The organism is Bacillus sp. TL12 (genome assembly GCF_022625245.1).
In the GTDB taxonomy this organism is placed as follows: Bacteria; Bacillota; Bacilli; order Bacillales; family Bacillaceae_G; genus Bacillus_A.
The window spans coordinates 1-245 of the sequence record NZ_JAJJBY010000262.1 but is presented as its reverse complement, the minus strand read 5'-3'; the positions used below and the strand labels follow the sequence as shown (position 1 = coordinate 245).

Sequence of the window (245 nt, the reverse complement as noted above, 5' to 3'; positions counted from 1 at the left end):
GAAAGATATTATTTTAGTAGCCGTCGGCTACTACTGTCGTTTTTCTTTAAGTTATCGAGATATATCTGAAATTTTGAAAGAACGTGGTGTATCGGTCCATCCTACAACCATCATGCGATGGGTTCATGAATATGGAAATCTCATTTATCAGATTTGGAAGAAGAAAAACAAAAACACATTGTTATCTTGGCGTTTGGATGAAACCTATATCAAGGTGAAAGGGCAATGGTGTTATTTATATCGAG

1 protein-coding gene is annotated in these 245 nt (G+C 35.5%); it reads left to right on the top strand.

All coding sequences use genetic code 11. From position 1 onward, the window contains the following. Window positions 1-245: DDE-type integrase/transposase/recombinase (locus tag LOK41_RS28845; protein ID WP_241819485.1), on the top strand; the 245-nt coding region annotated here is incomplete at both ends.